Annotated in this window: 9 protein-coding genes; 3 read left to right on the forward strand and 6 right to left on the reverse strand. The window is 71.2% G+C overall.

What is annotated here, in order from left to right; all coding sequences use genetic code 11:
* The first annotated feature begins 1 nt into the window (after position 1).
* Positions 2–853, forward strand: coding sequence for a serine/threonine-protein kinase (locus tag Aco04nite_RS19555; protein ID WP_212998680.1), 852 nt, complete (start codon positions 2–4; stop codon positions 851–853).
* On the opposite strand, the gene Aco04nite_RS19560 is transcribed toward Aco04nite_RS19555, so the two are convergent.
* On the reverse strand, positions 848–1,582 hold the full coding sequence (locus Aco04nite_RS19560) for a helix-turn-helix transcriptional regulator (protein ID WP_212998681.1): 735 nt from the start codon (positions 1,580–1,582) through the stop codon (positions 848–850). The two genes, Aco04nite_RS19555 and Aco04nite_RS19560, sit on opposite strands and share 6 nt — an antisense overlap.
* Positions 1,583–1,658: 76 nt before the next feature.
* On the opposite strand from Aco04nite_RS19560, the gene Aco04nite_RS19565 reads away from it, so the two are divergent.
* Positions 1,659–3,767, forward strand: coding sequence for a 2Fe-2S iron-sulfur cluster-binding protein (locus Aco04nite_RS19565; RefSeq protein ID WP_212998682.1), 2,109 nt, complete (start codon positions 1,659–1,661; stop codon positions 3,765–3,767).
* A gap of 12 nt (positions 3,768–3,779) precedes the next feature.
* Here Aco04nite_RS19565 and Aco04nite_RS19570 read toward each other — a convergent pair whose 3' ends face one another.
* Positions 3,780–4,589, reverse strand: a complete 810-nt coding sequence (locus tag Aco04nite_RS19570) for an SAM-dependent methyltransferase (protein ID WP_212998683.1) — start codon at positions 4,587–4,589, stop codon at positions 3,780–3,782.
* 18 nt (positions 4,590–4,607) lie between these two features.
* Complete coding sequence (locus Aco04nite_RS19575; RefSeq protein ID WP_212998684.1) at positions 4,608–7,436, reverse strand: WD40 repeat domain-containing protein; 2,829 nt, start codon at positions 7,434–7,436, stop codon at positions 4,608–4,610.
* Between the two features lie 38 nt (positions 7,437–7,474).
* On the opposite strand from Aco04nite_RS19575, the gene Aco04nite_RS19580 reads away from it, so the two are divergent.
* Positions 7,475–8,227, forward strand: coding sequence for an alpha/beta fold hydrolase (locus Aco04nite_RS19580; RefSeq protein ID WP_244876122.1), 753 nt, complete (start codon positions 7,475–7,477; stop codon positions 8,225–8,227).
* On the opposite strand, the gene Aco04nite_RS19585 is transcribed toward Aco04nite_RS19580, so the two are convergent.
* Genes Aco04nite_RS19585 through Aco04nite_RS19595 form a run of 3 tightly spaced genes read right to left on the reverse strand, consistent with a single transcriptional unit; the run spans position 8,190 to position 12,195 of the window.
* A complete protein-coding gene (locus Aco04nite_RS19585) occupies positions 8,190–10,250 on the reverse strand; it encodes an iron ABC transporter permease (RefSeq protein ID WP_212998685.1) in 2,061 nt (686 codons plus the stop codon). The genes Aco04nite_RS19580 and Aco04nite_RS19585 overlap by 38 nt on opposite strands.
* The gene (locus Aco04nite_RS19590) at positions 10,247–11,308 is read right to left on the reverse strand and encodes an iron-siderophore ABC transporter substrate-binding protein (protein WP_244876123.1); all 1,062 of its coding nucleotides are present in this window, start codon (positions 11,306–11,308) and stop codon (positions 10,247–10,249) included. Before Aco04nite_RS19590 ends, Aco04nite_RS19585 begins: the two co-directional genes overlap by 4 nt.
* Complete coding sequence (locus tag Aco04nite_RS19595; protein WP_212998686.1) at positions 11,305–12,195, reverse strand: ABC transporter ATP-binding protein; 891 nt, start codon at positions 12,193–12,195, stop codon at positions 11,305–11,307. Before Aco04nite_RS19595 ends, Aco04nite_RS19590 begins: the two co-directional genes overlap by 4 nt.
* Positions 12,196–12,297 lie beyond the last annotated feature (102 nt).

Here is a 12,297-nt window from a genome sequence, read left to right on the forward strand (position 1 = left end):
CATGCCGGCCGCCGAGAGCCCGCTGGAGTTCCCGGGACTCACTATCAGCCACGAGCTCGGCCGGGGTGCTCAGGGCACGGTCTTCCTCGCGTACGACCGCGACGGGCGTCCGGTCGCCCTGAAGGTGCTGACCGCGGGCACCCCGGAGCAGAACCGGCTGTGCCTGCGCGAGCTGCGCATTGCGAGCGTGCTGCGGCACCCGAACATCGCCGAGTTCCTCTTGGCCGGTGAGGACCCGGTGCCGCACATCGTGAGCGCGTACTACCCGGAGGGCAGCGTGTACTCGCGCGGTGTCCTCCCGCCGGAGGAGGCAGTCCCGATCATGCTCGGTGTGCTGGACGGGCTCGCCTATGCCCACGACGCACATCTGCCGGACGTGCCTCTGGCGGACGGCACCACCCGGGGAGCCCGTGGAGTCGTGCACCGGGACCTCAAACCGCAGAACGTGCTGCTCGCCGGTGGCGTCGCCCGGATCGCCGACTTCGGCCTGGCCAAGGCGTACGAGCTGGCCGGATGGTCCGGGAACACCCGGACCGGCGACCTCGGCGGCAGCGCCGGTTTCCTGCCCCGGACCCAGCTTCTGCGATACCGGCGGGTCACGCCCGCGGTGGACGTCTGGGCGGCGGCTGCCACGCTCTACTGGATGCTGACCGGTCACACCCCCCGTGACTTCCCGCCGGGCTGTGACCCGGTCGGCGTGGTGCTGCGCGAAGACCCGGTCCGGATCGGGGCGCGGGGCGCGGTGCCGGCCCGGCTCGCCGGCGTCGTGGACGAGGCCCTGGCCGAGGACCGGGTCATGACCGTGGCCGCGTTTCGCGCGGCGTTGGTGGAGACGGGCGTCGCAGGCTCATGAGCCAGCGGGGAGGTAGATGCCGGGGGTCTGGCCGGTGATGCGGCGGAAGGCGGTGATGAAGGCGCTGGGTCTGCGGTAGCCGACGGCGCGGGCGGTGGTGTTGACCGGGGTGCCCGTGGCCAGCAGGGGGACGGCGGCGCGGATGCGGGCGTGGGTGCGCCAGGCCGCGAAGGTCAGGCCGGTCTCGGTGGGGAAGAGGCGGGAGAGTGTACGCACGCTGGAGTGCACGTGATCGGCCCAGTCGGCCAGTTCGCGCTGGTCGGCGGGGTCGGCCAGGAGGCGTTCCGCGATCGCCCGTGCCCGTGGATCCGTCGGCACGGTGATCGGGATGTCGTGGGTGGCCAGCGGGGCGAGCAGGGCGAACAGGAGCGCCTCGCTCGGGGTGCGGGTGGGATCGTGGGGCTCGGTCCCGTAGAGGTGGCGGATGAGCTCGCGCAGCAGTGGGCCGACGGCGACGCCGGTCGGGGCGGGCCAGGTGATCGGGCAGTGGGCGGCGTCGAGGTGGATGACCGACATCTCGCCGTCGTGCAGGACCGTCCCGCCGTGCTCGACGCCGCCGGGCACCCACAGGCCGTAGCCGGGTGGGATCAGCCAGTCCCGGGCGCCGGCGATGCCCAGGACCGTCGCGGTCGCGCTCCACAGCAGCACCGGCTCCGGGTGGGAGTGGGTCCGCTGCTGACCGGCGGCGGGGGTGCCCCGCTCGATGCTCAGGATCGGTGAGACGGTCACGGGATCCTTCCGGGTTGGCGCGTACGCGTTATCGGTTGGCCGCCATGCGCTCAACAGCCATCCTACGGTGATCAGCATGCAGCTCATCTCAACCGTGGCGGGGCTCGAAGCGATCATCGGTGAGCCTATGGACGCGGTGATGCGCAAACAGGTGGACGCGCTCGACGAGGGGTGCCGGCGGGTGCTGGCAGCCGCCCCGATCGCCGGTCTCGGCTACTGCGACGCGGACGGGCGGCCGCGCACCACGGTGGTCGGCGGGTGGCCCGGGTTCGCCGAGGTCGAGTCGCCCCGGCGGATCTCGGTGCGGTTGCCGCAGGGGGAGGCGGAGCCCGTACCCGGAGGTGGGGTGTCGTTCGCGTTCCTGTTGCCCGGGGTCGGCGAGGTGTTGCGGCTCAACGGGTCGAGCCTGGCGACGGGTACGGCGGGGCGGCTCGTCGTCGCGGTGGAGCAGGCGTACGTCCACTGTGCCCGCGCGGTGGGGCGTTCCGGGTTGTGGGCGGCGCCCCGGCCGGGACCGGCTGCTGCAGCGCGTACCGATGAAGGGCCCTTGACGGATCCCCGGGTTGCCGCCTTCCTGGCAGCGACGCCGTTCCTGGTCGTCTCGTCATGGGATGCCGCTGGGGGCAGCGACAGCAGTCCGCGCGGCGACAATCCGGGGTTTCTGCGGGTGCTCGACGGGCGGACGCTGGCCGTGCCCGACCGGCGTGGAAACAAGCGGGCCGACACCATGCACAACCTGCTCACCGACGACCGGTTGTCGCTCGTCGCGCTGGTGCCGGGGCGGCTGGAGGTGCTCCGGCTTAGCGGGCGGGCCGAGCTCACCGACGATCCGAGTCTACTGAGGACGATGGCCGTCGGAACGCAGATCCCGCACGCCGCAATGGTTCTCACCGTTTCGGAGGCGATCGTCGGGCCGAGCGATGCCATCGCCTCGTCGCAGGTGTGGGACCGGACCCGGCACGTCGACCTGAACGCCGTACCCGATCTCAACGCGCTCGCTGCCATCCACCTCGCCTCGAACATGTCGCAGGGCATCAAGGGCCGGATGGTACGGCTGCTCGTCCGCCAGCTCGGCAGGTTCCCGCGGGTGACGCGACCGCTGACCGCTGCCATGTTCAGCAAACAGCTGCAGAGCGAGGGATACGGGCCGAACCCGCAGACGGCACCCACACCCGGGCGGACGGTGCGGGTCGCCGAGGTCATCCGGGAGACGGCCGACGCGACGACCCTCGTGCTCGAGGACGGCGCCGCGTTCGACTTCCTCCCCGGCCAGTTCTTCACGCTGGTACTCGACATCGGCGGGCGGGTTGTGCGGCGCGCGTACTCGGCGTCGTCAGCGCCCGGATCCACCCGGCTCACGCTCACGGTCAAGGCCACAGCCGACGGGTACGCCTCAGCGCACGTCCGCGACTCCGTCAGGCCCGGTGCCGAGCTGCGGATCCTCGGGCCCTCCGGGTCGTTCAGCGTCGACCGGCCGGCCAAGGAACTCGTACTGATGGCTGCCGGCAGCGGCATCACACCCATGATGAGCATCATCCGATCGACGCTCGCCGGCGCGCACGACACCCGGATCACGCTGCTCTACGGCAACCGGGCCGAGTCCGGCATCATCTTCTCCGCCGCGCTCGCCGACCTGGCGCGGGCGCATCCCGGCAGGTTGACCGTGCACCACGTGCTCTCCCGGCCCGGACAGCGCTGGCGGGGCCGGCGCGGACGCCTCGACCAGGAGACCGTCCGGAGCCTGCTCGCCGAGGCAGCGCCCGGCGACGAGGCGCACTTCTACAGCTGCGGCCCGGCGGGGATGCTGACCGGCGTGGCCGAGGTCCTCGACGATCTCGGGGTGCCCGCCGCACGCCGGCACGAGGAGACGTTCGCAAGCCTCGCGGTCCAGGCCGGCGAGGGCACCGAGCAGACGATGACCATCGGCGACCTGGGCACCGTCACCGTTGCCGCGGGGCAGACGCTGCTGGACGCCGGTCTCGAGGCGGCGCTGCCCCTGCCGTACTCCTGCACCGTCGGCAGCTGCGGCGAATGCCGGATCCGCCTGACCAGCGGCGAGGTCACGATGGCCGAACCGAACTGCCTCAGCCCGGCCGACCGCGACAACGGCTACATCCTCGCCTGCGTCGCCCAGCCCCGCACCGCCGTCACCGTCGAGATCACGGGTGTCCAGCAGTTGTCGTGACTCCTGGTCGGATCAAGGCTTGCGGCCGACAGCCCCGTAGGCGGCGATGCCCGGGGGCCGCTGATCGGCAGGCAGCGGCTCGGGCCAGTCGGTGACCCACTCGACACCGGGTCCGATGAGGTCCAGGCCCGCGAAGAATTCGCTGAACTGCTCCCGGGACCGCGTGAACGCGTCGATTCTCCCGGCTGCTACCAGGGCGCGGTACGCCGCTGCCTGCTCCGGTGAATTGCCGTCGATAGTCATGTGCGAGGCGACCAGGTAGCTGCCGGAGGGCAACGCGTCGAGAAGCCGCTGCACGATGTCGTGTGCCTCGGCGTCGTTCTCGATGAAGTGCAGGACAGCAACGAGCATCAACGCCAGGGGCCGGTTGAGATCGATGGCGGCTCTGACCTCGGGATGGTTGAGGATCTTGTCGGGCCGGCGAAGGTCCTCCTCGATGTAGCAGGAATGACCTTCGGGGGTACTGGTCAACATCGCCCTGGCGTGGGTGAGCACCAGGGGGTCGTTGTCGACGTACGCCACCCGGCTGCGGGGGTTGATGCGCTGAGCGACCTCATGGGTGTTGTCCGCGGTGGGCAGGCCCGTCCCGATATCGAGGAACTGGTCGAGGCCCTCGGTGGCGAGGAATGCGACCGCACGTTGGAGGAAAGCCCGGTTTTCTCGGGCCGTGAGTTTCGCTGAGCCGGAAACCCTTTCGAATTCCTCGCCGGAATCACGATCCACGGGGAAGTAGTCCTTGCCGCCCAGCAGGTAGTTGTAGCGCCGGGCCGGGTGCGCGGTGCTCGTGTCGATCCGGTGGGCGTGGGCCCAGGCCTCGTCCATTGAAGGTTTCCTTGCGCCTCAGATGGCTGGTTTCCAGATGTGGACCGCGTTGGCCTGGTCGGCTGCGGCTACGACGAGGGTGCCGTCGAGGTCGGTGGCGGCGACGGCGTTGATCAGCTTGCCTTTGAGTGTGCTCAGTTCCGTCAGGCTCTCGTCCAGGATGACGGTGCCGTTCTCGAAGCCGGCGACGACGACGGTGCGGTCCGCGGTGGGGACCATGACCACTGCGCCGTTGCGGGCGTGGTCGTGCTGTTCGAGGACGTGGAGGAGGGTGCCGGTGAGGGCGTCGTGGAGTTCCAGGTTGTCCATGCTCGGGCCGTCGTACTCGTAGTCCTCGGCGCTGGTGTCGCGGCCGTGCATCGTGACGATTCTACCGTTCAGGACGCCGAGAGTGGCCACCTCGCCACCGTCGTCGAGATGCACGGGGGCGTTGACGGGCTGTCGGGCCTGCACGTCCCACAGGGCGGCCACGGAATCCGCTGTGCCTTCGGCTTCGGTGGGGTGGCCGTAGACGAGGGCCAGGAGGTGCCCGTCCGCCGCTGCCAGTGAGAGGAACCGGACGACCCTGCCGACCGGGAGCTGCGTGACCGGTTCTCCCGTTGCCGCGTCCCAGATTCGCAGCATCCGGTCGGCTCCCGCAGCGCCGACCAGTGCGCGTCCGTCGAAGTCCACTGTGCTCACTGCGTACATCGGGATGTCGGTGTTGTGCAGTGGGGTGCCCATGGCGGTGCCGGAGTTGGCATCCCAGCGTTGCACGCGGCCGCTCTCGGTGACACTGATCAGGATGTCACGGGACGGGCCGCCGAACGCCACCCCGGTGACCCCGCCCGGGCCGGCGGTGATCGAGCCGGTGATCCGGGTGGTGGCAGCGTCCCACAGCCGGATTGTTCCGTCCGCGGAGCTGGAGGCGAAGGCGGGACTGCCGTTCCGGACGCCGGCGACCAGGGCGGAGATCTCGCCGGTGTGTCCCGTGTCCACCGGGGGTGCGCCCAGCATCCACATCCGCGGGGCGCCTGTGGTGGCCACCGAGAGCACCGTTTCCTGATCCCCCCAGCTCGCCGGCAGCAGTGCGGTGATCTCGCCGGTGTGGGCGGCGAAGGGGGTGCCGATGGCGTCGCCGCTGGTGGCGTCCCAGAGCCGCACGGTTTTGTCGAGGCCGCCGGTGACCACGACGTCGCGGCCGGACAGCCGGGTGAAGGCGATGGCCGACACGGCCGCGTTGGTGACGGACAGGTGGTGGCCCTTCAGCACCGGACCTACCTGCTCGCCGGTGGCGGGGTCCCAGAATTGCACCGGGCCGCCACGGTCCCCGGCGGCGAGCAGGGTACGGCCGCTGATCCGGCCGGTGGTGAGAACGTCGACGATCTTCAGGGCCCCGGCGTCGACGCTGCCCACGATCTCACCGGTCCGGGCGTCATGGAATTCGATGCTCTGGTCGAACCGTCTCGCCACGGTGGTGCGCCCGGCGAACTCCACGAACGTCAACGGGCTGGGGAATAGTGCGTGGCGGCGGGACTGCTCGGGAAGCTCCCGGTGGAAGAGCGTGCGGGACGTCTGCGGATCCCACACCTGCAATGCCGTGGGGGTCAGGACGGCGAACACCGTGTGACCGTCGAGGACTCCGGCCGCGAGGGTCTGCACCGCCTCACCGAACGGCGCCGTCGCCACGGGAAGACCCGATGCGAGGTCCCACAACACGCTCGTGGGGCCGCACACCAGCAGGGAACCCCGGCCGGCGATGTCGGCGAAGCAGCAGCCTCGTTTTCTGATCTCAGCCGTGATCGCACCGGTGTAGTAGGGGCTCGGCACGAGGGCATCCGCGGCGGCGTCGAACACCAGCAGGGAGCGGTTGTCGAAGCCCGCCACCGCCGTTGCCCGGCCGTCGAGGACAGCGAGGGCGATCGCGCTGGAGCTGCCGAAGTCGATGCCCCGCCGCGGCGCGCCGCCCGGTGCGGTCACCCAGACCTCGGTGCCGTACCTGCCCTGATATCCCCACTGCACCAGGGCGGTGATCACGCCGTCCCGCAGTGACAGCCGCAGGTTCTCGATCGGGCGGTCGTCGTCCGGTCCGGCGTCCCACAACGGCGGCAACTCCACCTCGCGGCCTGCGGTGACGTCCCACGCCGTCAGTGGGATGCCGGCCCGTTTGCCGGCGACGAACACGACCCAGAGGTGGCCGTCGACCTCGATCGTCGCGACCTTGCTGGTGTCGTGGCCGGGGAACGGGGTTCCGACAGGCGTACCCGTGAGGGCGTCCTGCAGTAGATGGACGCGGCCCATGACGTCGTAGCGGACCTGGAGGAGGCGGCCGTCGTGGTCCACGAAGGCCTTGATGTAACCGGGGCCGTCGTGCTCGGCGATCACACCGGCGTCGGCCGCGTCGTACACTGTGGACCCCACGGCGACCATGCCGCGCCCGTCGACCGTGGTGACCGCGATCGGGCTGTCGCGTCGCATGCGGGGAAACTCGACGTCGATGAGCTCGCCCGACCAGGCGTCGCGCAACCGCAGCACACGGCGATAGATGTCTCCGTCGACAGTGCACTGGAGCAGGAAAGCGAGAACGGCCCGGTCACCGCACATGCCCGCCGCCGCTGCGCGTGGCCCCTCCGAGCCGTGCAGTCCCGACCGGTCCGGGATGCGTTCTCCGGTCTCCAGATCCACCACGGAGTAGTAGGACCCCGCATCGGTCGGCAACCCGAAACAGGCAAGGGCGGGCCGGCCCGCGACCGTCACCAGCGCGGCCGGTCCTACCGCACCGAAGGAATGGTCGTCGTCCAGGCCCAGAGGCGTACGCAAAACCCGGTGCGGCGCAAACGACCCGTCCTGCTCCCAGCCCTGTGTCATCGGCGCACCCTCTCACACCTCGGTACTAGAGTGGCAGGGTGCCCTACCTGCGAATCGGTGACCGTGACCTGTACTCGGAGGTTGCCGGCGAGGGCGATCCCGTCCTCCTGCTGCACGGCGGCTTCTGCTCCCTCGAAGCGTTGTGCGCGCCGTCCGAAGCGCTCGTGGCGGATCACCGCGTGTTCGCTTTCGAGCGTCCCGGTCACGGCCGTTCCAAGGACATCGACGGAGAGTACGGCTACGAGCGCGGCGTCGCCGACACCCTGGCCTACCTCGACGCCGTGGGGGTCGATTCGGCGCACATCGTCGGCTACAGCGACGGCGCGATCATCGGGCTGCTGCTCGCCCTCGACCATCCGGAACGGGTCCGTTCACTGACCGCGATCAGCGCGAACCTCGATCCGTCGGTGTTCTCCGAAGAAGCCGGCGACGGTCCCGTGCTGGACAAGATCAGCCGCGACGAGCGGCCGGACGTCGAGCGCATGGCGTACGAACGGCTGTCGCCCGACGGCCCGGAGCATGCGGACGTCGTGCTGGCCAAGCTTTTCCGGCTCTGGACCAGCGAGCCGCACATCGAGCCGGCGGAGCTGTCCCGGATCACGGCGCCCGTGCTCGTGATGTCGGGCGACCGCGACTCGATCCGCCCCGGGCACAGCCTGCGCATCGCCGCGTCGATCCCCGGCGCGCAGCTGTGCGTCGTGCCGGGGACCTCGCATCACCTCGTCGCCGAGCGCCCCGAGCTGGTCAGTGCACTCATCCGTGAGTTCGTGACCGGCGCAGGAGCCAGATGAAGTAGGGCGCCCCGACCAGGGCCATCATCAGCCCCGCGGGGATCTGCGAGGGGGCGATGACCGTACGCCCGAGTGTGTCGGCCACACAGACGAGCAGCCCGCCGATCAGCATGGCGACGGGGATGATCCGCCCGTGCCGGACGCCGACGAGGCTGCGGGCGATGTGCGGGGCGACGAGCCCCACGAAGCCGACGACGCCGACCGCGATCACGCTCACCGCCGCCGTGACCGCGGCGATGGTGAGGAGGGAGAGCCGCGCGCCTTCCCGGCGTACCCCGAAGATCTTGGGGGTGTCCTCGTCGATGGCCAGCAGGTCGAGCTGGCGGCGCATTCCCAGAACCACCGGGGTCGCGAGCAGCAGGACAACGGCGACCGGCAGAACGTCGGCGAACGTGCGGCCGTAGGTCGTGCCCGAGAGCCACGTGAGGATGCGGGGTGTGTCCCACGGGTCGGCGCGCAGCAGCAGGAACGTGCTGATGTCGCTGAGCGCGTAGCCGCAGCCGATGCCGATGAGCAGGAACCGGTCGGGCAGGAGCCCGCCGCGCCAGGCCAGGAAGGCGATGAGGGCGAAGGTGGCGAGTCCCAGCGCGACGGCGGTGACGATGAGGGCGGTGCGGCCGCCGCCGATGCTGGAGGTCACCACGAGCACCGCGCCGAGACCCGCGCCCGCCGTGATGCCGAGGACGCCCGGTTCGGCCAGCGGGTTGTGTACGGTGCCCTGCACGACCGTCCCGGCGAGCGCGAGTGCCGCACCGGCCGCGATGGCAGCGGCGACGCGGGGTGCCCGGTCGTCGAGGGCGCCGGCGATCAGGTCCGGCGCGGTGCCCTGGAGCCAGAGCAGGACGTCACCGGTGCGCAGCCACAGGCTGCCCGCGAGCAGACCGGTCAGCCCCGTCGCGACGAGCAGCACCGCGACCACGGCCACGACGGTGAGGAAACGGCCGCGCGAGCGGATGGCCACGTGTGTGCGGGGCGCGTCCCGTGCCGCTCCCGAGTCACGCAACCGCAGCGCGAGGATCACGATGACCACGGCGCCGAGCAGCGAGGTCGGGACCCCGGTGGGGATGGACGCGGCCGCCTGGGGGCCGAGGACGGCCCGGAGCACGGCGTCAGCGAGGAGCACCAGCAGCGCCCCGGCCAGCCCGCAGGCGGGGATCAGGAACACGTGCCGGCCGAGTACGCCGATGCGGGTGGCGGCGAGGCGTACGGCGACCGGCGCGGCGAGACCGATGAACGCGATGGGCCCGGCGAGCGTCACCGAGATGCTCGTCAGCAGGACGGCGCAGAGCACGGCGGCGATCCGGGTCGTGCGGATCGGTACGCCGAGCGAGGCCGCCGCGTCGTCGCCGAGGCCGAGCACGTCGAGCCGCCGCGACAGCAGCAGGACGACGGCGAGCACCACGGCGATGACCGGGACGGCGCGCATGGCCGCGTCGATGTTCAGCTGCGCGAGCGAGCCGCTGCCCCACGCGTACAACCCGGTGGTGCTGTCCTTGAACAGGATCAGCAGCATCGCGGTCGCCGCGTCGAGCGCCATCGCGACCGCCGAGCCGGCCAGGATCAGCCGTGTGGACGCCGCGCCCGAGGCGGCACCGACGAGGCCGAGCACGAGCCCCGCGGCGAGCAGCCCACCACCGAACGCAACGGCGCCCGAGGCCCACAGCGGCACGGCGAGATTGAACGCGGCGACCACGCACAGCGCGAAGTAGGCCCCGGCGGTGACGGCGAGGGTGTCCGGGGCGGCCAGCGCGTTGCGGGTGACCGACTGGAGCAGCGCCCCGGCCGAGCCGAGTGCCACACCGACCGCGATCCCGGCGAAGACGCGGGGCAGGCGGGAGCCGGTCACGACGTCCGTGATGGGTACGCCGCCGACGTCCTCCCGCGCCCCGGACAGGTAGCGCAGGAGGTCCCAGAACCCGACCCCGGAGGTTCCCTGGGTCACGTGCCACAGCCCGACCACGACAACGGCGACGAGCAGGACAACCAGGACGGCTGCCCCGCTCACGCCACGACGGGTTTTCACCCCTTGGTCAGGATCTCGGTGTACGCGTCGATCGCCTGCTCGTTCGACAACGGTCCACCGGCTCCCCAGACGCCCGCGGGGAACGGGTACGCCCGTCCCTCCTTCACGGCCGGGAGCGCCGTCCAGATCGAGCTCTTGCGCAGCTCCGGAACGTAGCTCTCCGGGGTCTGGTCGTCGGAGTAGAACAGCGTCGCGCCGCCGACGGCGGTGAGGCCCTCGATGTCGGTCTGCGCGAGGCCGTACGCGGGGTCGACGCCGCCGCTGCCGTAGGCCTTGTTGACGGCGTCGGTCCACGCCGGGGTCAGGCCGAGCTGCTCGCCGAGCTCGGTGAACAGGGCGCCCTTGCCGTACGGGCGGATGACGACGTTGCCGCCCTCGATCCAGCCGTCGAAGAACAGGAAATCCTTGGCGGTGACGTTCGCGGCGGCCACCTTCGTCTTGGCCTGCGCGAGGTGCTCGTCGAACTGCCGCAGGACGAGGTCGGCGCGTTCGGTGCGGCCGGTGGCCGTACCGATCATCGAGAAGACCTTCTTCATGTTCGCGATCTGGCCGGTGGCGTCGGCGCCGACCGTGGCGAGCACGGGGACGCCACGCTTCTCGAGCTTCGTGATCAGCTCGTCGTCCGCCTTGAATGCCTCGACGATGATGAGGTCGGGCTTCGTCGCGTAGAGCGCGTCGAGGTCGGGCTCACCGCGCTCGCCGGTGTCGGCGACGTTCGCGGGCAGCGTCTCCGCCTTGACGTAGGTCGCATAGCCCTTCGCGTCGGCGACCGCGACCGGGGTGAGGCACAGCGTGAGCACGTCCTCGGTCTGCTGCCACTCCAGGACCGCGACCCGCTGGGCGGGCTTGGCGAGCTCCACCTTGCGCCCGACGCCGTCCGTCATCGACACCGGGCCGGTCGCGGTCGAGGTGGTGTCGTCGGCGCAGGTCTGCGACGCGGGGGCGGACGGGCCGCCGGCGGCGGGTTCGTCGACCTTCGTGGTGCCGCAGGCCGTGATCGTGGCGGCTGCCACGGCGAGCATCGCCGCGGTGGCCGTCAGGCGGTTGACAAGGATCATGCGAGGTTCTCTCCTGAGGTGGTGCTGGTGTTTCGGTTGCGGGCGGGATGCCGCCCGACAGGGTCTATGCGCAGGCGCCCGGTGCGGGGATCGACGCCGACCTCGACGTTCAGGTCGTAGACCTCGCTGAGGTTCCCGGCGGTGAGCACGTCCAGGGGATCCCCGGCGGCGTGGATGCGCCCGGCGTGCAGGAGCACGAGCGTGTCCGCGACCCGGGCGGCGTGGTCGAGGTCGTGCAGGACGATGCCGACGGCGACGCCGTGCTCGTCGGCGAGATCGCGGACCAGGTCGAGCGTCTCGATCTGGTAGCGCAGGTCCAGATGGTTCGTCGGCTCGTCGAGCAGCACGACGCCGGTCTCCTGGGCCACACAGGCGGCGAGCCAGACGCGCTGCATCTCGCCACCGGAGAGCTCACCGACGGCGCGTTCGGCCATGTCGCGTACGCCGGTGACCTCCATCGCACGGCTGACCGCGCTCCGGTCCGCGGGCGACGGCCCGGCGAAGCGCCGCCGGTGCGGGTGGCGCCCGAACGAGACGACCTCGTTCACGGTCAGCCCGTGCGGGGCCTGCCGCGACTGCGAGAACAGCGTGACCTCCCGCGCGAACTGCCGGGCGCTGAGCAGCGACACCGCGCGCTCCGGCCGCCCGTCGTGGTGGCGCAGCACGACCTCGCCACCGTCGGCGCGGTGCAGCCGGGCGAGGGCGCGCAGCAGGGTGGACTTCCCGCTGCCGTTCGGCCCGATCAGCGCCGTCACCTGACCGGACGTCAGCGCCACCGAGACGCCGTGGACCACGGCCGTCTTTCCGTAGCGCAGGTCGAGGTGCTCGCCGTGCAGATCCGTCGCCAGTCCGGCGGGCCCACGCGGGGGCTCGTACGTCGTGGACATCGATCGGCTCCGCATCACAGGGGCAGCACGCCCTCGTGAGTAAGGGTTGCCTTGCCTTACGGGAGGCTAGGTGACGTTCGGGCTGACGGCAATCCCGCACTC

Origin of the sequence: Winogradskya consettensis (assembly GCF_018332715.1) — a bacterium.
In the GTDB taxonomy this organism is placed as follows: Bacteria; Actinomycetota; Actinomycetes; order Mycobacteriales; family Micromonosporaceae; genus Actinoplanes; species Actinoplanes consettensis.

What these genes read in the sequence shown, in the direction of transcription:
- Aco04nite_RS19555 (WP_212998680.1), top strand. Translation starts at nt 2, where the DNA reads ATGCCGGCCGCCGAGAGCCCGCTGGAGTTCCCGGGACTCACTATCAGC.
- Aco04nite_RS19565 (WP_212998682.1), top strand. Translation starts at nt 1,659, where the DNA reads ATGCAGCTCATCTCAACCGTGGCGGGGCTCGAAGCGATCATCGGTGAG.
- Aco04nite_RS19570 (WP_212998683.1), bottom strand. Translation starts at nt 4,589, where the DNA reads ATGGACGAGGCCTGGGCCCACGCCCACCGGATCGACACGAGCACCGCG.
- Aco04nite_RS19575 (WP_212998684.1), bottom strand. Translation starts at nt 7,436, where the DNA reads ATGACACAGGGCTGGGAGCAGGACGGGTCGTTTGCGCCGCACCGGGTT.
- Aco04nite_RS19590 (WP_244876123.1), bottom strand. Translation starts at nt 11,308, where the DNA reads ATGATCCTTGTCAACCGCCTGACGGCCACCGCGGCGATGCTCGCCGTG.
- Aco04nite_RS19595 (WP_212998686.1), bottom strand. Translation starts at nt 12,195, where the DNA reads ATGTCCACGACGTACGAGCCCCCGCGTGGGCCCGCCGGACTGGCGACG.